Origin of the sequence: Pseudomonas sp. HB05 (genome assembly GCF_016756915.1) — a bacterium.
Taxonomy (GTDB): domain Bacteria; phylum Pseudomonadota; class Gammaproteobacteria; order Pseudomonadales; family Pseudomonadaceae; genus Aquipseudomonas; species Aquipseudomonas alvandae.
In genome coordinates, this window is the sequence record NZ_JAESPG010000022.1 from 54,073 (window position 1) to 75,260 (window position 21,188).

Below are 21,188 nucleotides of genomic sequence, written 5' to 3' on the forward strand. Positions count from 1 at the left end.
CCATGGCCTCGAAGAAACTGGACGTGGAACGTGACGACAGCCAACTGAAGGGGCAACTGATCGATGGCAAGCTCGACGGCCCGTTGCAAATTGAAGAAGCACAGCGCCCGCAAGCGACACTCAACTACAGCCAGGGTGAACTGGAAGGCACCAGCACGTTGTATCACCCCAATGGCAAGGTCTCGGCCGTATTGCCGTTCGTGAAGGGCAAACTGCACGGCGTGGCGAGCTTCCATGCGGCCGAGGGCGGCTTGCAACGCCAGGCCACGTACCGCCGTGGGTTGTTGCACGGTGAGGCGAGCAACTACTTTCCAGACGGGCAACTGGCCGAGGCCGAGTTCTATCGCGACGGCGTGCGTGACGGTCATTATCGGCGCCTGCACCCCAACGGCAGCCCGGCAGTAGAAGCCCGTTACCTCAACGGCCAACTGCTGGAACCGGCCCAGGCCTATGCCGAAGACGGCCGGCCATTGGATGCCGGGGGCAAGCCGATCTCCCGGGTGCGCTGGTGGTTCAGGCGCTGGAATGATCCGGCGCAGGCATAACGATTGTCTTGCCTCTCCCCCTGTGGGAGCGAGCTTGCTCGCGATGACGCCAACACATCCAACATCACCACCCACTGACCCACCACTATCGCGAGCAAGCTCGCTCCCACAGGGGGCGGTGCAATGCCTGCAAGATTGCCGATCAGGGGATGAGCATCTGCACCTGCCCTGGCACGACGATCTTGATCACCCCGGCCCAGGTACACATCAAGGTGCTGTTGGCATCGATGGCCGGCATGTTGCCGAGCAACAGGGTCGGGGCGCCGCCGGGGATCCATGGGGCCGCGGTGGCCGGGATGCAGGGCATGGGGGTCAGCACGCCGAGTGCCGCCGCGGTGGCGGCGGCCACGGTCGGGTTCGCCAGGCTCTGGCACATGCCGAACGTGGTGACGTTCACCAAGGGTATGTGATCCATGATATTCGCCGCCGGCATTCCGCCGGTCAGCAGGCGATTGACCGGGAGCACATTGAGCACCGCCGGTGCCGCGCCGAAGCTGCACTGCAGGGTCGCGGTGCTACAGACTTGCGGGCATCCCATCGCGATTTGCTCCTTGGAAGCGGCAGTCTCCACACCATAGCTCGCCCCCGCCCACTGCGCACGACGCGATGCATCAAGCCCGCTGATTATCCAGCAACACGCTAACCTATAAGACCCCGGCGTGCTTGTGACGCCTCCCACGCGCCATTAGATTAGCCAATGATCGATGGCCTCCAAAATAAGCAGAAGGGATAAGCATGGCAGTGACTGATCAGTCCACCCACGTGCGCGACGGTGAAGAACTCGATGCCAACCTGATCGACCCGTACCTCAAGGCCCACATTCCTGGCTTGACCGGTACGCCGGTGATCAGCCAGTTTCCCGGTGGCGCGTCGAACCTGACGTACCTGCTGGAATACCCCGAGCAGGAGTTCGTCCTGCGCCGGCCACCGTTCGGCCACAAGGCCAAGTCGGCCCACGACATGGGCCGTGAGTTCCGCATCCTCAATCAACTGCGCGAAGGTTTCCCGTACTGCCCCAAAGCCTACGTGCACTGCACCGACGAGTCGGTGATGGGCGCCGAGTTCTACGTGATGGAGCGGGTCAAGGGCATCATCCTGCGCGCCGAGCTGCCGCCGGAACTGGGCTTCGACGCCGCCCGCACCGAAGCACTGTGCAAGAGCTTCATCGACCGGCTCGTCGAGCTGCACCGCGTCGACTACAACGCCTGTGGCCTGGCTGACCTGGGCAAGCCCGAAGGCTACGTGGCGCGGCAGATCCGTGGCTGGAGCGAGCGCTACGAAAAAGCCCTGACCCCCGATGCGCCCAAGTGGGAGGCGGTCAAGGCCTGGCTCAACGACAAGATGCCCGTCGATCATCCGACATCAAGCATCGTCCACAACGACTACCGCTTCGACAATGTCATCCTCGACCCGGAAAACCCGATGCAGATCATCGGTGTGCTGGATTGGGAACTGACCACCCTCGGCGATCCGCTGATGGACCTGGGCAACAGCCTGGCCTACTGGATCGAGGCCAACGACCCGGCACCGGTGCAACTGATGCGCCGTCAGCCAAGCCACGCGCCGGGCATGCTGACCCGCCGCGAATTCGTCGATTACTACGCCGAGCGCGCCGGAATCCGCATCGACAACTTCGACTTCTACTACACCTACGGACTGTTCCGCCTCGCCGGTATCGTCCAGCAGATCTACTACCGCTTCTTCCATGGCCAGACCCAGGACAAACGCTTCGCGCAGTTCGTTCAGATGAACAAACTGCTGGAGCAGATGAGCCTGCAGGTCATCAGCAAATCCACGCTCTGAGCGCACCTATAACAAGGAAACAGCATGTCCAAGACCCAGTTGTTCGACCTCGACGGTAAAATCGCTTTCGTTTCCGGCGCCAGCCGTGGCATCGGCGAAGCCATCGCCAAACTGCTGGCCCAGCAAGGCGCCCACGTGATCGTTTCGAGCCGCAAGCTCGACGGTTGCCAGCACGTCGCCGATGCGATTATCGCCGCTGGCGGCAAGGCCACCGCCATCGCCTGCCACATCGGCGAGATGGAACAGATCAGCCAAGTGTTCGCCGGTATCCGCGAGCAGTTCGGGCGCCTGGACATCCTCGTGAACAACGCCGCCACCAACCCGCAGTTCTGCAACGTGCTGGACACCGACCTGGGTGCGTTCCAGAAAACCGTCGACGTGAACATCCGCGGTTACTTCTTCATGTCGGTGGAAGCCGGCAAGCTGATGCGCGAGAACGGCGGCGGCAGCATCATCAACGTGGCGTCGATCAACGGCATCTCGCCGGGCATCTTCCAGGGCATCTACTCGGTGACCAAGGCCGCGGTGATCAACATGACCAAGGTCTTTGCCAAGGAGTGCGCGCAGTTCGGCATCCGTTGCAACGCCCTGTTGCCGGGCCTGACCGACACCAAGTTCGCCTCGGCGCTGGTGAAGAACGACGCCATCCTGAAGACCGCCCTGGCGCAAATCCCCCTCAAGCGCGTGGCCGACCCGAGCGAAATGGCCGGCGCGGTGCTGTATCTGGCCAGCGATGCGTCGAGCTACACCACGGGCGTGGCGTTGAATGTGGATGGTGGGTTCCTTTCCTGACAGTGAGCCCTGTGAAAGACCCTGTGGGAGCGAGCTTGCTCGCGATAGCGGTGGATCAGTCAGCACTTGTGTAACTGATGCAGCGCTATCGCGAGCAAGCTCGCTCCCACAGGGGATCTTCAGTGCTCGCACATTGAATATTTATTCCAAGATTTGCAATTAGCGAATATTTATTCCATAAAGAGCCCTTCTGAAAATAAAAACTCAAAGGGCTCTTCTCATGCGTGAACTCGGCATCGGTCTGATTGGCACCGGCTTCATGGGCCGCGCCCATGCCTTGGCGTTCCATAATGCCAAGGCGGTGTTCGACCTTCCCCTGAACCTGACGCTGGCCGCCCTGGCCGACGCCGATCCGCAGCGTGCCCGCCAGTGCGCCCAGAGCTGGGGATTCGAAACGGCTCATAGCGACTGGCAACGGCTGATCGATGACCCGAAGGTTCATCTGGTCGCCATCACCACCCCCAACCACCTGCATTTCCCGATGGCCATGGCCGCGCTGGCGGCGGGCAAACCGGTGTACTGCGAAAAGCCCCTGGCGGTCTCCCTGGAACAGGCCGAGCAGATGCGCCAGGCAGCCAAGGCTGCTGGCGTGGTAACACGGGTCGGTTACAACTACCAGCACAACCCGATCATCCAGTTGGCGCGTGACATGATCCAACGCGGCGAACTGGGGCGGATCATCAGTTTCCAGGGCGAATTCAGCGAAGATTTCATGGCCGAACCGACCTCACCGTGGTCATGGCGTTGCGAAGCGAGCCATGCCGGTGGCGCGCTGGCGGACCTGGGCAGCCATTTGCTGGCGATGGCTCGGCATTTGTTGGGGGATGTCGAAGCCGTATGTGCCGACAGCCAGACCGTTCACAACCAACGCCCTGCCAGCGTAGGCAATGCCGAACAACGCGCCATTGCGGTCGATGACCAGGTCCACGCGCTGCTGCGTTTCGCCAACGGTGCCCGGGGCACGGTGAGCAGCAGTTGGCTCAAGCATGGCTACAAGAATCACCTGAGTTTCGAGATCAGCGGCACCCTCGGCACCCTGGCGTTCGATCAGGAACGACTGAACGAACTGCGCGTCTGCCGCGCCGGCCAGCCCGGCTTCCAGCGTTTGCTGGCCGGCCCGGATCTGCCCGGCTATGCCGCGTTCAGCCCAGCCGCCGGGCACCAGTTGGGCTACAACGAATTGAAGACATTGGAAGTACAGGAACTGATCATGGCGCTCGCCGGCGAAGGCGCCAGCGGGACGGACTTCGAAGAGGCCTGGGAAGTGGAACGGCTGGCGGCGGCGATTCGGGTGGCGGCGCGGGAGGAGCGTTGGGTGAGGGTGAGCGAATAGTCACGGCCCGCTGCTGACCTGCTTTTGTGGCGAGGGGATTTATCCCCGTTGGGCCGCGGAGCGGCCCTGAAATATACCTGACACACCGAGGCGTCAGGTCTTAGGGGCGCTTCGCACCCCAGCGGGGATAAATCCCCTCGCCACAGGATGTGTATTGCTTCAACGCTGGGCTTGGAGTTCAGCCAACCGTGCCGCCAACGCCTTGGCCTGGCTCGCCACATCAGTCACCGCCGTGCTCTCCCACCACATCCCCCGCAATGGCGGGCCCATGGCGAACAAGCGGTCGGCCGGCTCGCCCTGGATATCCAGCACCGCGCCATCAGCGCGCGCGGCGATACCCAGTGCCAACGGCCCCGGTCGGATCAGCCCCCGCGCCAACAACTGCTGCGGCAATGGCCGGGCAACCCGACGCCAGTCATATTCAATGCCGCTGGAGTTGATCAACGCGGCGCCCTGCACCACTTCCAGTCCAGCCTCGCCCCGTCGGCGAATGTTGATTGCCACCGACCCTTCGCCAGACGATACAAGCCCCTTGTACGAAGCCGCCTGAATCCGCAGCCGCCCTTCCCCATGCAAACGCGCCACCAGTTCCGCGCTCAACGGCGGCGAGCGATGATGATGACTCTCCCACCACGGCCGCACATGCCGCACGAACTGCCGGCGCTGTACATCGCTGGCCTGATTCCACAAACGCCCGATATGGGCGCGCACCGTGTCCAGCGGCGCCTGCCAATCGATGCCCTGGGCTTGGGCCTGGCGGCATTGCTCACGCAGGGCTCGCATCAACTGGCGTGGCGAACGCAGGGTGTGATCTTCGGCGAGGAAATCCACCCAGGCCGGTGGTTGGCGGCGCACATGGGGCAGCAGGCCGTGGCGGGAAAACACTTCGATCGGCCCGCGATGCCCTGCCTGTTCCAAAGACACCACGGCATCGACCATGGTCAGCCCCGAGCCGATGATCAACACCGTGGACTGCGGATCGAGCTGGCGCATGGCGGCTACATCCCAGGGATCCAGCGCCGCCGCGTTCAAGCCGCTCGATTCAGTTTGTGGGGTTCGCGCCGCCGGAAACATGCCGGTGGCGAGCACGGCAAAGCGTCCCTGCAGGACTTGTCCGTCGCCGAGTGTCACTCGTACGGCATCATCGATGACCTGCAAATCGACGGCCTCTGCGCGCACGTGCTCCGCCACCGAACCATTACGCGCGCCAAGCGCACGAGCCTCGGTCAACCGTTGTTGTGCGTAGAGGCCGAATATTCCACGGGGCGGGAACAACTCGCTGATGGGCACGTGTTGCTGATCCGACTCGGGCCAGCCTCCGGCCTCGATGAATGCGGTGAGCCATTGGGTCAAATCGTCGGCGTTGTCCGGGTCGACGCTCATGCGGGCGGCGTTTCCATTCAAGGTATGGCCCAGTTCCACGGCACTGTAGGCCTCGCCCCGGCCCAACTCGCTACGCGGCTCGACAATCAGCACTTCGCGCCGGCCCGGCAAGCGCAGCAATTGCGCGGCGAGCATGGCACCACTCAAGCCACCGCCGATGATCAAGACATCGGCGGAACGGGAAATCGAGGTTGGCACTTCAGTCATCGAACGCTTCCGCCGTGAAAACAGCCTGCACCCAGGTCGGTTATCGTTCGCGTCTCATGGGACCAGGGGCGCCAAGCAACGAAACGACGAGACGCTACCTTACTGCCATCGCCTGATGCTCCGGAAGCGTTCTTTGGTAGCAAACGAGTGACAGCTGTTTATAACTCGGCCAGCAGCCGATGACGGAGGGATAACCTGCGCGTTGGACTTTCAAGTCACAACGGCATATTCCCGCAACGGAGAGTCGTACAGATCATTGTTTTGGATCTGAACCACGTACTTCAACCGTACCCAACTTCCTGGCGCCAAGGAGTAGTCCCAACAAAGCATGTGCCAACACACCTCCCTCTCCTCCAGCAAGTCCTGAGTGATGACCATTGGCGAGCTGAAGAACTCGCCCAAGGGTGTATAGAGATGAAAGTTGATTCTATCCCCCGGCTCGGCGGTCCCTGGAATGGGTGCGATAACCTTGCAGTCGTCGAGAAGATCGCAAGGCACGCATCCGTTCAAGGCTCGCTTTATTCGAGGCGGTAGAAACATTGGATCTACCTGCGCAAACGCCACCCCGTCTTTGGTTTCCATCGTAAGAATTTCGGTGTATTGATCGGCTTTTGATAATAAAAAACCTGTCCACAAGCCGCTACTGTCAGATCTGACAGGTACATGCAATGGGAACTTAGATCACCACATTGCGCACAAACCGCGCCGCCACCGGACCATCGTTGCGATAGGCATGGGGCTGGTTGCTGGCGAACATGAAGAACTCACCGACGCCTATGCGGCGCTCCTCGCTGCCCAGCAGCAACGTCAGGCAGCCTTCGAATACATAAAGCTGTTCGCTCCATCCATCTGCGTCGCACTCGGAATGGTAATGCTCGCCCGGCTCCAGCCGCCATTCCCAGAGTTCTACCTCACGGCTGGCGGTGGCCTTGGCGAGCAACACAGCTTTGCTGCCCGGGATCACACCGGCCCAGACCAGTTCGTTGATTCGGCTCGGATCGCGGGCTTCGGGGGCCTGGATCAAATCGCTGAAAGCCACATCCAAGGCTTCGGCAACCCGGTCCAGCGTCGTCAAGCTGACGTTCTTTTCGCCGGCCTCGATGGCCACCAGCATCCGTCGGCTGACTCCCGACAGTTCGGCCAGCGCCGTCTGGCTGAGTTCGGCCGCATGCCGCAGACGACGGACGTTTTGGCTGACGTGTTGCAGGACGGAGGCCCGTTGGCCGGATTCTTTGTGCACTATATTGCTCACATGGCTGGGTTGCGCATTATACTGCCCAACTTCGGGCGCATTGTGCGTCCGCCTCAAGTAGCGCGCAAGGTCATGGCATCGTTGAACTCCCCGCAAGCATCCTCCCGTCTCCCAAGGTTCAGCAAGGCCGAATGCGTGCTGGTGCTGATCACCATGATCTGGGGCGGAACGTTCCTGTTGGTGCAGCACGCCATGACGGTCAGCGGACCGATGTTCTTCGTAGGCTTGCGCTTCGCCGCGGCGGCGGCGTTTGTCGCGTTGTTCTCCTGGCGGCATCTTCGCGCGCTGACGCTGTTCGAACTCAAGGCTGGATGTTTCATCGGCGTAGCAATCATGCTCGGCTATGGCCTGCAGACGGTTGGCCTGCAAACCATCCCCAGCAGCCAATCGGCGTTCATCACAGCACTTTACGTGCCGTTCGTGCCGTTGCTGCAATGGCTGGTGCTGGGCCGGCGGCCAGGACTGATGCCAAGCATCGGCATCATGCTGGCGTTCACCGGGCTCATGTTGTTGTCGGGCCCCGCCGGTGCATCACTTAATTTCAGTTCCGGTGAAATAGCCACGCTGATCAGCGCCATCGCGATCGCAGCCGAGATCATCCTGATCAGTACCTACGCCGGCCAGGTCGATGTACGCCGGGTGACGGTGGTGCAACTGGCCAGCACGGCGGTGCTGGCCTTCCTGATGGTGGTGCCGACCCAGGAAATGATCCCTAGCTTTTCCTGGCTGCTGCTGGTCAGCGCCGTCGGCCTGGGCGCCGCCAGCGCGGCGATCCAGGTGGCGATGAACTGGGCCCAGAAAAGCGTCTCGCCGACCCGCGCCACGCTGATCTATGCCGGCGAACCGGTATGGGCCGGCATCGCGGGGCGGCTGGCGGGTGAGCGGTTGCCGGCGATTGCGTTGCTCGGGGCAGGCTTGATTGTGGCGGCGGTGATTGTCAGCGAGTTGAAGACTCGGAACAAAGGTGTTGTCGAGACGGATGAGGGGCTTGAGCGCGAGGGCTGAGCCGCTCATGCCCAAGCCCCCGGGTTTCAATATCGAATAATCAGGTTATCGAGATCGTAGACGCCACCGCCCTGTGTGACGCCGACGCGGTGCAGAATGCGCAGCGCACGGTTGTCTTCAGGCAACTCACTGCGGGGCGCCAAACCGCTGAGGAGCAACGCCCTGTTGTCGATGTTGAATTGGGCGTTCAACGTCGGCACGGCCGCAACGGCCTTCCAGAACGCACGCTTGAACAGATCGAAACGCTCGAAGACTTGCCCGCGCAACAGGTCGGCGACCGATGCAGGGACCGAAGCGCCCTGGCTGCTCAAGGCTTGCTCTTGCCAATCGTTAGCCTCCGCGTGCCCTTCTCCGCTCACGACACCCGGACCATCCCGATGGTCATTGAACAGCACATAGACCGGCTCCAGACCGGAATCCGGCGGGAACACCACGACATAGTCATCGAATCGCACCTCCTCGGCGGAGTCGAACAAGGCCAATTCCGGCACCGGTGACGAGCGGGCAAAACCAGTGGAATCGAGCCTATCCGGCTTTGGCGCCACCGACGCTTCCAGGCCATCATGTAGTTCTGTCCACTCAATAACGGAAGGCTGCGGGCCATCGCTCGTGAATCGATAGGCCCTCTCGCCTTCCTGCCAAACTGCGGGCCTGACACGAACCTTCGCAGGCACCCCTCCGGCACTGGGCGTGATATAGACCTCAAAAAGCTCGCGTATCTCTTTTAGCCCATACGACAGGCTGCCATGTTTCACGGCAGCCGTCGTGGTACTCATCCGCAGCGGTAACTCCACGTTGCCATGCTGGGCGGCAAGTACCTGCCAATCGGGATCGATCAGAGCAAGTTCGGTCAACGCAACGCAGAAGCCAAAACGCACGGCCTTCGCTCGGCTGGCGAACCTGAAGCTCAGCACGCCGGCGTATTGCCCTGAATGTTCCGACGCTCCGTCACTCAACGACCAATTGAACTCGGCGACTGCGGAACGGAGCGCCTTTTGCAGGGCCGTTCGCTGGAGGGGGACCAAAGGCTGCGCGTTACTGACCAATAGTTTCGGGCATTCCAGATTGTCGGCTGCGGACACACGAAATAAAACGGCGCCAAGATCCGCTGCCCGCGAACGCACCAAGTGCTCCCAAGCGTTATCCAGCGCGGTTTCGGCCTTGAGATGTAGTTCAGCATGACGCTGGGAGATAAGCGCCAAACGTGCGACATAATGACTGTGGTTGGCGATGGCCTGCTGCAAATTGGCTTGCCAGATGGTCTTATCCGCCTGGTTGTGGGCGAGATTCTGCTGGGCCCAATTCTTGGCGAATTCAACGGTCATCTTATCGCGCTCAAATGTACGTACGGCCATGAGCAGCTCATGTTGAGCGTGCTCGATATGACGAATGTCTTTCTCCATAGGGCCCAGCGTCGCGTTCGGACTCTGCTCCGCCAGCGACCGGATGGCGCTCCCAAGCAGCGTGAAGGCCGATTCTATCTTCTGCTCCGCAGCGGCAATTTCCCCAGCTATCCGCCGCGCCTTGGCAAGTTCTTGCGTGGCTCTCGCCGTGGCGCGTCCAACATGGCTCAACGTGGGCGCAGGCTTGACCGGCGCGGGAAGCGCTCCGCCCTTGAACGCAATGATGTTTTTCTCGTGGTGCCAGTGTTTAACCTCATGGACAACGCCTGCCGGGGAGTTGCGGTTCGTCGTGTCCTGCGGATAAAAAAGCAGATCCGCGCCCTCGGGATGACCTACGATACGGTCAAAATGGTTGATTAGTTGATCGTGCGTTTCCTTGCGCATGTCGGCGTTCCATATTTTTTCGACAAACGTTTGAAACTCGGACTCGGAGTAATCCTGGAGTTTGGGTTTAAGTTCCATCTTTGTTGTTCCTTGTTTAAGCGATCATCCTTGATGACGCACCTGCTCGCGGCGGATTGAGCAGATGCGTCCCCCGGCTGAATTATTCTGGTTTGAAGCCAGGTTTGTTATTGCGGGTTCGCCATTCCTTGATTTCTTTCAGGATGCCTTCAGGGCTGTCTTCCTGCCCCTCCTTGGGGTAAAAAATAACGTCCGAACGACTTGGATGTTCAGTGATCTGTTCGAAGTGACGAAGAAGTTCATCTCTATATTTTTCCAGTGCTGCCCCTTTTAGGCCACTTGTTTGATGGAAGAACTCACCAAGAAACGCTAGAAACTCTGCCTCGGTATAGTCCTCTAATTTTTCTTTAAAAATGGCACTCATAAATTCTCCTTGTGAAGTTCGATATGACGCCTCGGCGTAAGAACATAAATATTATTCAGCCCATAAACATCGCCACCCTTGGCGATGGTGATCTCATGGTGGAGCTCGAAAACTTTCCGACCTCCAACTTGATCCTTCCCTATTGCGTACGGCGAGCTTCCGTCCCGCATGCGGTCTAAATTGCCTCTAGTGAATTGTTGCCTCAACTCTTCATCCGCCGCCACCGCCCTCCAAAACGCCTCCCTGAACCGATGGAAATTCGCAAACGCCCTCCCCCTCAACTGATCCGCAATCCGATCAGGAATCGCCGCCCCAGTCGTTCTCGCCGCCTCCCCCAACCAAATGCCTGAAACTGGCTGCCCAAAACCGAGGGCCATCCCGGGGTCATCCCGCCGGTCATAAAACAGCGCATCCGGCGAGGGCAACTCCATATCCCCCGGGTACCCTGGAATACTCGCACCGGCCTGCCCTTCGTCAACAGCCGAAAACGTTCAATCTTACGGAGGCAGAGGGACGATCAGCTATCTCAAATATGACGACTCTCTTTGGTCATTCCTGGTCGGCCGGATAAGTTCTCCCTTGTCCATACAAGCTAAGTTACCTCAAGAGTGACCTGTATCTAGCAAGGTAAAAACCAAGGTATTTACTTTCATATCAACGCCATATTGAAATACAACCTTTTTACCAAAATACCGCTCTGGATCCAGTTGGTAGGACTCCCACCCTCCTGTCTGCCCGATCGGTAGCGGCATTTTAATGGGACCTTTTGATACCATCGGCTCGCCAAAAATCGCGTGCACGTCAGCTTGTGTCATCTCCCGAACATAGGGGGCGGGAAGCTCGCCCTGATATGCAGATGTTGAAGGTGTGGTTTTTCTGAGCGTAATGAAAAGGGTTTCAAGTTTTTTCGTCTCTCGCCAGAAGTCCATATTGATACCAAGCTCTGGCTTAAACCCCAATCGATCCCGACCTTCATACATTTCAATCAACTGCCAATCCGGCAGGAGCCCCCGACTTATCAAGGTCTCATGACTACTTCCAATACTTCCAATAAGCTCTTCAAGCTCAACTTTCTTCATTAATACCATCCTTGTTTTTCATGAAGGTCATGTAGTGATTTCTGAGCTGCATTTAGCTCCGCCTCCGAAAAACCTGACTGGACAAGTCCCGGTTTAAGCGCTGCGGAAAAAGTGATGCAACGCACTCATCACCTGATCAAAGGTGCCCTTTATCTATCAAAGTGAAGACCAAGGTTTTCACTCTCACATCCTGGGTATATTGAAAAACAACCTTTTTACCGGGATACAGTTCTGGGTCCAACGGGTACGAATCCCACCCCCCGGTCATCCCTATCGGCACTGGCATTTGTATGGGGCCTTTCGATGCCATCGGCTCCCCGAAAATCGCATGAACATCCGCCTGGGTCATTTCCGACACATAGGGAGCAGGAAGCTCGCCTTTATACTCCTTCGTCGAGGGTGTGGTTCGTATGAGTGAAACGAAAAGCGTCTCGAACCTGCCCGTCTCCCGCCAGAAACCCAGATCTATACCCGGTTCGGGTTCAAGCCAAAGTTGATCGTCCCCTTCAAAAATTTCGGTCAATGATTGATCGGGCAATATGCCCTCGTTTACCAACATCTCGTGTTGACGTCCAATACGTTCAATTAGCACTTCAAGTTCAAAAGCTTTCATCAATACCACCCTTGTTTTTTATGCAGTTCATGCAACGATTTCAGGGCGGCATCTATATCTGACTCTGACGCTCCAGACTCAATAAGCCCCGGCTTAAGCGCTGCCAAATTACTGTTCACCGCCGCCTCCAGATCCGCAGCGTCATTCATGCTTTTCTCCAAACTGTTGCGCCCACCATACGTCTCACTGAATTTCCGATGAACACTTGAAGGAACGGCAATACACGGCGCCTGTCGGAGGGCATCCCGGATTTCCAAGGGCCTCATATCTTTATAGTTCATATGAATATAGGCCTTCAGCGCCTTCCTAGACGGTATGTGATCAATATCCAACCCATCCCCCCTACTCCGACCACTGAGTTCGTTATACGGCCCCACCTCCAAGGGTTCCACAGGAGGCCCGACAAACACCAACCCTGGCGAGGGCAACTCCATATCCCCCGGGTACCCTGGAATACTCGCACCGACCAGCACCGGATCGACAGCCGGAAACGTCTCGTTTTCCGGTAGGACGGGGACTACGGGTTTGCCGGGATATTCCTGCGAAAGCGGTGGCGTGACCGGCAGAGTGGTCGGGCCGAGCTGTTCGATGCCCGGCGGAACCAAAGGCGTTCGGGTACCGTGGCCGATGGGAGGCGCCGGCCAGGGGATGACCGCCGGGACGATGCCCGGCCTGCCAAACAGGCTGTTGGGCGTGGTAACGCTGATGCGGTCGAGGTTGAATGGGTTTTCGCCCAGCTCCGCCCGCTCCTGGTAACGCAGTTCGAATTCGCGACGCTCACCCACCCATGTGCTTTTCGGCGCATAGGGCGCAAAGCCGCGTTCGATGCGTTTCTGGTTGATCTCGTCTGTGTTTGCCCACCGCGTCGGATGCTCGGCGAGCGTGCGCCATAACGCCTGGTCGAAGGCGCTGAACGACTTGATCTCCTGCGCCCGCATCGAGTGGCCGATGGGCTCGGGGATGGCCGCGCCTTGTGCCTGGCTAGCACCGTTCCACCAATCGTTCGCTGCCGGTTTGCCAGTGCCGGTGACGATCCCCGAGCCCAACGGTGGCGCAGCGAAAGAGAAGTAGGTCGGCGGCATGCCAGGCACGCAGACGATGCAGTCCTGGATGCGCAGGTCCACGCCCACGGGCAGGGTTTGTACCTGGGGCGCCGGCAAAGTCACCCCAGGCGGGCTCGCGGGGGCAACCTGCGCAACCGTGTCGGCAGTGAATTGCAAGTGGCGTGTCGGGAAGCCGGGCACTTCAGCGTTGTACAGACCGGTCAACGGGTCGAGCACGGCGTTGATGACCGGCACCCGCGCGCCAATGCCCTCGCCAACGCTGGCGGCATGGATAGCGGTACCTTGCGCCGTGGTTTCAGGCTTGAGCCTGTAGGCCACTTCAACCGAGCCACCGGCATCGGCCGCGCGCTGCAACGCCTGGTCGTCTGCAAGGCCCAAGGCCTGCGCGGGTATCCCAACTCCTTGAAAGAGGCGCCTGCGCTGTTCCGGTGTCAGTTCAGCGTCGCCCAGCACCGGCGAATAAACCATGGCCGTGATGAAGACCGGTCCCGTGCGGGCCAGGATCCGTCCATAGGCCATGAGTTCCGCGACGCCGGCCTCGATGGATTTCTCCAGTATCGCTGCGGCTTGCTGGGCAACGAAAACCGTCTCGCGAGTCAGGACCATCCCACCTGCGGCCAGGGCTGAGGTGGGCACGCTCAGGGTATGCGCTTGCTTGAAACGCTGGTATCGAGTGCTTTCGTCAACTTGCTGCTTGAAGCGGATGCGCTCCGCCCGTTGCTCAGCGTATTGCCGCTGGCGTTCACTGACCGCGTCCCGTTCACGCCAAACGACAGTTTGCTCGGCATGGTGCCTGGCCAGGGCGTTGGATTTTTCGCTCAAGGCCTTGATTTGCTCGGAAAGCAACCGAGCTTCTTGGCCTGCGACGTAAGCCTGTTCCCAGAGTCGGTGACCGTCATCCAGCGCGGCACCGAATTGATCCAGTCGCGCGCGGTAGTCATCGACCGAACGGGACAGCGGATCCTGTCCGTCAAAGACACGGGCGGCGAGATTCTTCGCGTTGAATTCTTGGGACTTGCGGGCGATCAGCCCGTCAATCTCATTTTTTTCCTTGGTAATGGTGTAAAGCAGCCAGCGCTCGGTTGAGTTCGAGGTGGGCGGTCGTTTTGCAGCCGAGATTTCTTTTTGCAACGCGGCGTCGAGTTGTGACCGTTTGCTCGCGAAGTTTCGATCCACCTCGGCCCGGGTGGTGGTGTGGCGCTGCACCATGGTTGCCAACGCCTGTTGACGCGCCTGCTCTTTAGCCTTCGCGGCCGCAGCGGCCTTGGCGTTTGCAGCGTCGGCCTTGGCTTTCGCGGCGGCTTTCGCTGCTTCTGCCTGGCGCTTGAGCGTCGCTTGCCGCCTCTTTGCCATCCCCTTGGCTGAACGCCTTGGGCCGCCTGTCGCGCCGACGCGGTTTCCCCCGAAGCCGCCGCCATAGCCGCCCCCGGAACCGCCGCCCGATGAAGGACGTCCCGGTCGGATGACGACAGAGCCGTCCGATCCATCTCCTGATGTTTCCTTTGCCATACAGTTCTCCTTTTCTGTATGGCGCAGCATGGCGATGGAGCGATGCCCGGGTGCGGTACATAGGTACCGCACCCGGATTCCGTTTTTGGGCTAAGAGCGCTTCGATATCCGCGACCAATCCCCACAGCCCGCCACTGACCGAAACAACCCTAAACAGGAAAAATCCATCTAACTTGTAGGATTCTGCGACACCCTCGCGGTTGGTGATCGGGAATACGCCACGTATGATCCCGGACAACCTTTGCCGAATAGAAACCTATGTCACTGATAGTTCTATTGCTTTTGCCCTTCATCGGCAGCTGTGTCGCGGCGCTGTTGCCGCACAACGCGCGTAACGCCGAATCCCTGCTGGCCGGCCTCGTGGCCCTGGTCGGCACGGGACAGGTGGCCTTGTGGTACCCGCAGATCGCCGACGGCGGCGTGATTCGCGAGCACTATGACTGGCTGCCGAGCCTGGGCCTGGATTTCGTGCTGCGCCTGGACGGCTTCGCCTGGCTGTTTTCGCTGTTGGTGCTGGGCATCGGCACGTTGGTGTCGTTGTACGCTCGCTACTACATGTCGCCGGACGATCCGGTGCCGCGTTTCTTCGCGTTTTTCCTGGCGTTCATGGGCGCCATGCTCGGCCTGGTGATTTCCGGCAACCTGATCCAGATAGTGTTTTTCTGGGAGCTGACCAGCCTGTTTTCATTCTTGCTGATCGGCTATTGGCATCACCGCGCTGACGCTCGACGCGGTGCCTATATGGCCTTGATGGTGACCGGCGCCGGCGGGCTGTGCCTGTTGGCCGGGGTGATGCTGCTCGGCCATGTGGTGGGCAGCTATGACCTGGACAAGGTCCTGGCCGCCGGCAACCTGATCCGTGACCACGCCCTCTACCCCATCCTGCTGCCGCTGATCCTGATCGGTGCGCTGAGCAAAAGCGCCCAGTTCCCTTTTCATTTCTGGCTACCCCACGCCATGGCCGCACCCACGCCCGTGTCGGCGTACCTGCACTCGGCGACCATGGTCAAGGCCGGCGTCTTCCTGCTTGCGCGGTTGTGGCCGTCTCTGTCGGGCAGTGAAGAATGGTTCTACATCGTCGGCGGGGCCGGGGCGTGCACGCTGGTGCTGGGCGCTTATTGCGCGATGTTCCAGAACGACCTCAAGGGCCTCCTCGCCTATTCGACCATCAGCCACCTCGGGCTGATCACCTTGCTGCTCGGCCTGAACAGTCCACTGGCGGCGGTGGCGGCGGTGTTTCATATCCTCAACCACGCCACCTTCAAGGCTTCGCTGTTCATGGCCGCTGGCATCATCGACCATGAGAGTGGCACCCGGGACATCCGCAAGCTCAGCGGCCTGGTGCGGCTGATCCCGTTCACCGCCACCCTGGCGATGGTTGCCAGCGCGGCGATGGCCGGGGTGCCGCTGCTCAATGGCTTCCTGTCCAAGGAAATGTTCTTCGCCGAGACCGTGTTCATTTCCGCCACGGCCTGGGTCGAGCTGGCGCTGCCGATCATCGCCACCATCGCCGGGACCTTCAGCGTCGCCTACTCCCTGCGCTTCACCGTGGATGTGTTCTTCGGTCCGACCGCCAGCGACCTGCCGCTGACACCCCACGAACCGCCACGCTGGATGCGCGCGCCAGTGGAACTGCTGGTGTTCACTTGCCTGCTGGTGGGCATCTTTCCTGCCCAGGTGGTGGGCTCGTTGCTGGCCGCCGCCGCACTGCCGGTGGTGGGCGGCCCGCTGCCCGAGTACAGCCTGGCAATCTGGCATGGCCTGAACGCGCCGATGATCATGAGCCTGGTGGCAATGTCCGGCGGCATCGTCCTGTACCTGTTGCTGCGCAAACAATTCAAGCAAGGCCGCATCAAGCATCCGCCGTTGATCGGTCGCCTCAGCGGCAAGCGCTTGTTCGAGCGCTGCCTGGTGCTGATGATGCGCCAGGGTCGGCGCCTGGAACGCAAGATCAGCACGCGGCGCCTGCAAGCCCAGTTGTTCTGGCTGGTATTGGCGGCGGTTTTGGCCGGGCTGATTCCGATGATGAACAGCACGCTGGTCTGGGGTGATCGACCGAAGATCCCCGGTTCGGTGGTGTTCGTCGTCCTGTGGGTGCTGGCGATTGGCTGCGCCCTGGGTGCCGCTTGGCAGGCCAAGTATCACCGTCTCGCGGCGCTGACGATGGTCAGTGTCTGCGGCTTGATGACGTGCGTGACCTTCGTCTGGTTCTCGGCTCCGGACCTGGCCTTGACTCAATTGGTGGTGGAAGTGGTCACCACGGTACTGATCCTCTTGGGCCTGCGCTGGCTGCCACGGCGAATCGAGGACGTGTCTCCCCTGCCCAACAGCGAACGCCGGGCGCGGGTCCGGCGCCTGCGGGACTTGTTGCTGTCCGTCGCGGTGGGTGGCGGCATGGCGCTGTTGTCCTATGCGATGCTGACGCGCCAGACGCCCAACGACATTTCATCGTTCTACCTGAGCCGGGCCCTGCCCGAAGGCGGCGGCAGCAACGTGGTGAATGTCATGCTGGTGGACTTCCGTGGCTTCGACACGCTCGGGGAAATCACCGTGCTGGTGGCGGTGGCCCTGGCGGTGTTCGCCCTGCTGCGGCGTTTTCGACCGCCCAAGGAAAGCATGCAACTCCCGGCGCAACAGCGCCTGCTGGCGCCGGACGTGGTCACCGACCTGGTCAACCCGCGCCACGCCAGCGACACCGCGCTGGGCTTCATGATGGTGCCGTCGGTGCTGGTGCGCCTGCTGCTGCCGATCGCCCTGGTGGTGTCGTTCTACCTGTTCATGCGCGGCCACAACCAACCCGGCGGTGGCTTCGTCGCCGGCCTGGTGATGTCGGTGGCGTTCATCCTGCAATACATGGTCGCCGGCACCCAATGGGTCGAGGCCCAGATGAGCCTGCGACCGCTGCGCTGGATGGGCACCGGGCTGTTTTTCGCCACTGCCACGGGCCTGGGGGCGATGGCGGTGGGTTATCCGTTCCTGACCACGCACACCTGGCATTTCGAACTGCCGTTGCTGGGTGATATTCACTTGGCGAGCGCGCTGTTCTTCGACATCGGCGTCTACGCCGTGGTGGTCGGCTCGACGCTATTGATCCTCACCGCCCTCGCCCACCAGTCGGTGCGGGCCCATAAACCGGGCCTGCACGCCAGACCCGTCGCCCCGCTCAAAGGAGCCAACGCCTGATGGAAGAAGTCATCGCGATTGCAATTGGCGTGCTGGCCGCCTCCGGTGTGTGGCTGGTGCTGCGCCCACGGACGTTCCAGGTGGTGATGGGCCTGTGCCTGTTGTCCTACGGCGTCAACCTGTTCATTTTCAGCATGGGCAGCCTGTTCATCGGCAAGGAGCCGATCATCAAGGACGGTGTACCGCAGAACCTGCTGCACTACACCGATCCGCTGCCCCAGGCGCTGGTACTGACCGCCATCGTGATCAGCTTCGCCATGACCGCGCTGTTCCTCGTCGTATTGCTCGCGTCCCGGGGACTGACCGGCACCGACCACGTGGACGGTCGGGAGCCCAGGGAATGATGTTGACACCCCACTTGATCGCCGCGCCCATCCTGCTTCCGTTGCTGACCGCCGCGTTGATGCTGATGCTCGGCGAGAAACATCGACCGCTCAAGGCACGGATCAATCTGTTTTCCACGCTGCTGGGCCTGGGCATCGCCGTGCTGTTGCTGGCCTGGACCCAGGACCAGCCCTTGCCCGCCTCCATCGGCGTCTACCTGCCGGGTAACTGGCAGGCGCCGTTCGGCATCGTGCTGGTGGTCGATCGTCTCTCAGCCCTGATGCTGGTGCTGACCGGCATCATCGGGGCCTGCGCCCTGCTGTTCGCCATGGCCCGCTGGGACCGGGCCGGGGCGAGTTTCCACGCGCTGTTCCAGATTCAATTGATGGGCCTGTACGGGGCGTTCCTGACGGCGGACCTGTTCAACCTGTTCGTGTTCTTCGAGGTGCTGCTGGCGGCGTCCTATGGCCTGATGCTGCACGGCTCGGGCCGGGCACGGGTCTCGTCGGGGCTGCATTACATCTCGATCAATTTGCTGGCTTCGTCGCTGTTCCTGATTGGCGCGGCCCTGATCTACGGCGTCACCGGCACGCTGAACATGGCGGACCTGGCGCTGAAAATCCCGCTGGTGCCGGAAGCCGACCGGGGCCTGCTGCACGCCGGCGCGGCGATCCTGGCCGTGGCGTTCCTGGCCAAGGCCGGCATGTGGCCGCTGAATTTCTGGCTGGTGCCGGCCTACAGCGCGGCCAGTGCACCGGTGGCGGCGTTGTTTGCGATCATGACCAAGGTCGGTGTCTACACGATCCTGCGTCTGTGGACCTTGCTGTTCTCCGGGCAGGCCGGCGCCTCGGCGTATTTTGGTGCCGATTGGCTGGTCTACGGCGGCATCGCGACGATCACCTGCGCGGCGATTGCGATTCTCGCGGCCCAGCGCCTGGAGCGCATGGCCAGCCTGAGCATCCTGGTCTCGGCCGGCATCCTGTTGTCGGCCATCGGTTTCGCCCAACCCAACCTAGTGGGCGCGGCGCTGTTCTATCTGGTGAGCTCGACCCTGGCGCTGTGCGCAATGTTCCTGCTGGCCGAGTTGATCGAGCGATCGCGCTCGGCCAATGACTTGGCGCTTGAAGATGACCTCGATAGCCTGCCGCGACCGCTTGAGTCGCTGCAGCCACCCAAGGGCAGCAACCTCGATGACGAGCAGAAAGCCGTGGTCGGCCAGGTGATTCCCTGGACCATGGCGTTCCTGGGCCTGAGCTTCATCGCCTGTGCGCTGCTGATTATCGGCATGCCGCCGCTGTCGGGCTTCATCGGCAAACTGAGCCTGCTCAGCGCGCTGCTCAATCCCGGAGGGCTTGGGGCGAGCGGTGATGTGCCGGTGTCCAATCAGGCGTGGGGCCTGCTGGCATTGCTGATTCTTTCCGGGTTTGCTTCGCTGATCGCTTTCTCGCGCTTGGGCATCCAGCGCTTCTGGACGCCGCAAGAGCGACCTTCGCCACTGCTGCGACCTTTCGAATGCGTGCCGATCATCGCGCTGCTGGGCCTGGGCATCGTGCTGAGTTTCAAGGCCGAGCCGTTGCTGCGCTACACCCAATCCGCCGCCGATGCGTTGAACGCGCCTGAACACTATGTGATGGCGGTGCTGGCTACCCGCGCCGTCCCCAACCCGCCAGCCAGCGCGCCATTGCAGGCGGTGCAGCCATGAAGCGCCTGTTTCCCGCACCCTGGCTGTCCCTGGCGTTGTGGTTGCTCTGGCTGTTGTTGAACCTGTCCCTCAGCGCCGGCCATCTGTTGCTGGGCGCGGCGCTGGGTTTCCTCGCACCATTGATGATGCGACCGCTGCGACCGCGCCCCATCCGTATCCGTCGACCGTGGGTCATGCTGCGGCTGTTCCTGCTGGTGGGCCGCGACGTACTGGCTTCCAACCTGGCGGTGGCCTGGGGCGTAATCAACGCGGGACGCCGCCCGCCTCGCTCACGGTTCATCAAGGTGCCGCTGGACCTGCACGATGCCAACGGCCTGGCGGCACTCGCGATGATCGCCACGGTGATTCCCGGGACAGTCTGGTCGGAGTTGGCGCTCGATCGCAGCCTCTTGTTGATGCATGTGTTCGATCTGGAGGACGAGGCGGCGTTCATCGCGCACTTCAAGTCCACCTATGAGCGCCCGTTGATGGAGATTTTCGAATGAGCCCGCTGCTGTCCAACGCGATCCTGCTGAGCCTGTTCCTGTTCTCGCTGACCATGGTCCTGACCCTGGTGCGCCTGTTCAAGGGCCCTTCGGCACAGGATCGGGTCCTGGCCCTGGACTATCTGTACATCATCGCGATGCTGATGATGCTGGTGCTGGGGATTCGTTATGCCAGCGATACCTATTTCGAGGCGGCGTTGTTGATCGCCCTGTTCGGCTTCGTCGGCTCGTTCGCGCTGGCCAAGTTCCTGTTGCGTGGCGAGGTGATCGAATGACCGGGGAATTGTCGATGTGGGTGCAAATCCCGGTGGCGATCCTGCTGGTGTCCGGCAGCCTGCTCGCCCTGGTCGGCGCCATCGGACTGGTGCGCTTGAAGGACTACTTCCAGCGCATGCACCCGCCCGCCCTGGCTTCGACACTGGGCACCTGGTGCGTGGCGCTGGCCTCGATCATCTACTTTTCGGCGCTCAAGTCCGGGCCGGTGCTGCATGCCTGGCTGATACCGATCCTGCTGTCCATCACCGTACCGGTGACCACCCTGCTGCTGGCCCGGGCGGCGTTGTTTCGCAAGCGCATGGCGGGAGATGATGTGCCGGCGGAGGTGAGCAGCCGCCGTACCGACTGACAAACATCTCGAGCCAGTACAGCATTTGTGGCGAGGGAGCTTGCTCCCTCGCCAC

At 61.0% G+C, this 21,188-nt stretch carries 20 protein-coding genes; 11 read left to right on the forward strand and 9 right to left on the reverse strand.

Going from position 1 to position 21,188, the window contains the following annotated elements; genetic code table 11:
* Positions 1–2: 2 nt before the first annotated feature.
* A complete protein-coding gene (locus JMN22_RS19295) occupies positions 3–545 on the forward strand; it encodes a toxin-antitoxin system YwqK family antitoxin (protein ID WP_030142668.1) in 543 nt (180 codons plus the stop codon).
* Positions 546–687: 142 nt separating this feature from the next.
* On the opposite strand, the gene JMN22_RS19300 is transcribed toward JMN22_RS19295, so the two are convergent.
* Positions 688–1,083, reverse strand: coding sequence for a DUF4280 domain-containing protein (locus JMN22_RS19300; RefSeq protein WP_198797462.1), 396 nt, complete (start codon positions 1,081–1,083; stop codon positions 688–690).
* Between the two features lie 197 nt (positions 1,084–1,280).
* On the opposite strand from JMN22_RS19300, the gene JMN22_RS19305 reads away from it, so the two are divergent.
* The 3 genes from JMN22_RS19305 (at position 1,281) to JMN22_RS19315 (ending at position 4,473) form a co-directional block, all read left to right on the forward strand.
* The gene (locus JMN22_RS19305; RefSeq protein ID WP_198797461.1) at positions 1,281–2,348 is read left to right on the forward strand and encodes a phosphotransferase family protein; all 1,068 of its coding nucleotides are present in this window, start codon (positions 1,281–1,283) and stop codon (positions 2,346–2,348) included.
* A gap of 24 nt (positions 2,349–2,372) precedes the next feature.
* Positions 2,373–3,140, forward strand: coding sequence for an SDR family oxidoreductase (locus JMN22_RS19310; protein WP_003180553.1), 768 nt, complete (start codon positions 2,373–2,375; stop codon positions 3,138–3,140).
* A gap of 220 nt (positions 3,141–3,360) precedes the next feature.
* Entirely contained in the window at positions 3,361–4,473 is a 1,113-nt protein-coding gene (locus tag JMN22_RS19315) for a Gfo/Idh/MocA family protein (protein WP_198797460.1), read from the forward strand.
* A gap of 159 nt (positions 4,474–4,632) precedes the next feature.
* Here JMN22_RS19315 and JMN22_RS19320 read toward each other — a convergent pair whose 3' ends face one another.
* Positions 4,633–6,063 (reverse strand): FAD/NAD(P)-binding protein, encoded by a 1,431-nt coding sequence (locus JMN22_RS19320; protein WP_198797459.1) that lies wholly within the window; start codon positions 6,061–6,063, stop codon positions 4,633–4,635.
* Positions 6,064–6,739: 676 nt separating this feature from the next.
* Positions 6,740–7,303 carry a helix-turn-helix domain-containing protein gene (locus JMN22_RS19325; protein WP_018612737.1) on the reverse strand — a complete coding sequence of 188 codons (564 nt, stop codon included), beginning with the start codon at positions 7,301–7,303 and terminating at the stop codon, positions 6,740–6,742.
* 12 nt (positions 7,304–7,315) lie between these two features.
* Between JMN22_RS19325 and JMN22_RS19330 the strand changes: the two genes are divergently transcribed.
* On the forward strand, positions 7,316–8,320 hold the full coding sequence (locus tag JMN22_RS19330) for a DMT family transporter (protein ID WP_198797489.1): 1,005 nt from the start codon (positions 7,316–7,318) through the stop codon (positions 8,318–8,320).
* Between the two features lie 26 nt (positions 8,321–8,346).
* Here JMN22_RS19330 and JMN22_RS19335 read toward each other — a convergent pair whose 3' ends face one another.
* From JMN22_RS19335 to JMN22_RS19355, 6 genes are all read right to left on the reverse strand, one after another.
* A complete protein-coding gene (locus tag JMN22_RS19335; protein WP_198797458.1) occupies positions 8,347–10,185 on the reverse strand; it encodes a bacteriocin immunity protein in 1,839 nt (612 codons plus the stop codon).
* A gap of 82 nt (positions 10,186–10,267) precedes the next feature.
* Complete coding sequence (locus tag JMN22_RS19340) at positions 10,268–10,549, reverse strand: bacteriocin immunity protein (RefSeq protein ID WP_198797457.1); 282 nt, start codon at positions 10,547–10,549, stop codon at positions 10,268–10,270.
* Positions 10,546–10,980, reverse strand: coding sequence for a hypothetical protein (locus JMN22_RS26725; RefSeq protein WP_337248696.1), 435 nt, complete (start codon positions 10,978–10,980; stop codon positions 10,546–10,548). Before JMN22_RS26725 ends, JMN22_RS19340 begins: the two co-directional genes overlap by 4 nt.
* A gap of 171 nt (positions 10,981–11,151) precedes the next feature.
* Positions 11,152–11,628, reverse strand: coding sequence for a DUF6392 family protein (locus JMN22_RS19345; protein ID WP_198797456.1), 477 nt, complete (start codon positions 11,626–11,628; stop codon positions 11,152–11,154).
* Between the two features lie 136 nt (positions 11,629–11,764).
* On the reverse strand, positions 11,765–12,241 hold the full coding sequence (locus tag JMN22_RS19350; RefSeq protein WP_198797455.1) for a DUF6392 family protein: 477 nt from the start codon (positions 12,239–12,241) through the stop codon (positions 11,765–11,767).
* On the reverse strand, positions 12,241–14,814 hold the full coding sequence (locus tag JMN22_RS19355) for an S-type pyocin domain-containing protein (RefSeq protein WP_198797454.1): 2,574 nt from the start codon (positions 14,812–14,814) through the stop codon (positions 12,241–12,243). The genes JMN22_RS19350 and JMN22_RS19355 overlap by 1 nt, the downstream gene beginning before the upstream one ends.
* Positions 14,815–15,072: 258 nt before the next feature.
* Between JMN22_RS19355 and JMN22_RS19360 the strand changes: the two genes are divergently transcribed.
* Genes JMN22_RS19360 through JMN22_RS19385 form a run of 6 tightly spaced genes read left to right on the forward strand, consistent with a single transcriptional unit; the run spans position 15,073 to position 21,133 of the window.
* A complete protein-coding gene (locus tag JMN22_RS19360; protein WP_198797453.1) occupies positions 15,073–17,997 on the forward strand; it encodes a monovalent cation/H+ antiporter subunit A in 2,925 nt (974 codons plus the stop codon).
* Positions 17,997–18,341 (forward strand): Na+/H+ antiporter subunit C, encoded by a 345-nt coding sequence (locus tag JMN22_RS19365; protein WP_030141296.1) that lies wholly within the window; start codon positions 17,997–17,999, stop codon positions 18,339–18,341. Before JMN22_RS19360 ends, JMN22_RS19365 begins: the two co-directional genes overlap by 1 nt.
* Positions 18,338–20,023 (forward strand): monovalent cation/H+ antiporter subunit D, encoded by a 1,686-nt coding sequence (locus JMN22_RS19370; protein WP_030141295.1) that lies wholly within the window; start codon positions 18,338–18,340, stop codon positions 20,021–20,023. Before JMN22_RS19365 ends, JMN22_RS19370 begins: the two co-directional genes overlap by 4 nt.
* Positions 20,020–20,508, forward strand: a complete 489-nt coding sequence (locus JMN22_RS19375; protein ID WP_198797452.1) for a Na+/H+ antiporter subunit E — start codon at positions 20,020–20,022, stop codon at positions 20,506–20,508. Before JMN22_RS19370 ends, JMN22_RS19375 begins: the two co-directional genes overlap by 4 nt.
* On the forward strand, positions 20,505–20,783 hold the full coding sequence (locus tag JMN22_RS19380) for a K+/H+ antiporter subunit F (protein WP_030141293.1): 279 nt from the start codon (positions 20,505–20,507) through the stop codon (positions 20,781–20,783). The genes JMN22_RS19375 and JMN22_RS19380 overlap by 4 nt, the downstream gene beginning before the upstream one ends.
* Positions 20,780–21,133, forward strand: a complete 354-nt coding sequence (locus JMN22_RS19385; RefSeq protein WP_198797451.1) for a Na+/H+ antiporter subunit G — start codon at positions 20,780–20,782, stop codon at positions 21,131–21,133. Before JMN22_RS19380 ends, JMN22_RS19385 begins: the two co-directional genes overlap by 4 nt.
* Positions 21,134–21,188: the final 55 nt, after the last annotated feature.